Raw genomic sequence first — 615 nt, forward strand, 5'->3', positions numbered from 1 at the left:
GACGCCTGCTTTGTTCATCCGGGAGGCGAAGCGCGGGGCGGAGCCGTTGACGGACATGGAGCGCAGGATCCGGCCGGTGGAGTAGAGCCCGGCGTTGAGGGAGGACAGGGCGGCGGTGAGGACGACGAGGTTCATGATGACGTCCACGCCTTGGATGCCGATGGAGCCGAAGAAGGTCACGAAGGGGCTGACGCCTTTTTCGTAGGAGGTGTAGGGCAGCAGCAGGGCCAGGAGGATGACGGAGCCGACGTAGAACACCGCGATGCGGAAGACCACGGAGTTGATGGCCTTGGGCATGATTTTTTCGGGGTTTTCGGTTTCGCCGGCGGCGGTGCCGACCAGTTCGATGGAGGCGTAGGCGAACAGGACGCCCTGCATGAGGATGATCATGGGCAGCAGGCCGTTGGGGAAGATCCCGCCGTTGTCGGAGATGAGGCTGAAGCCGACTTGTTGGCCGTCCACGGGGGTGCCGAAGATGACGAAGTAGGTGCCGACGATGAGGAAGATGACCAGGGCGGCGACCTTGATCAGGGCGAACCAGAATTCCATTTCGCCAAAGACCTTGACCGAGACCAGGTTCAGGGCCAGGACCACGACCAGGGCGATCAGGGCCCA

General features: G+C 62.8%; 1 protein-coding gene. It reads right to left on the bottom strand.

Annotated features, from left to right (window positions below):
* On the bottom strand, nucleotides 1–615 hold a 615-nt coding region (locus DXK94_RS21175), incomplete at both ends, for an amino acid permease (protein ID WP_147294421.1).

The sequence above is a fragment of the Arthrobacter sp. RT-1 genome (assembly GCF_003367205.1).
GTDB lineage: Bacteria > Actinomycetota > Actinomycetes > Actinomycetales > Micrococcaceae > Arthrobacter.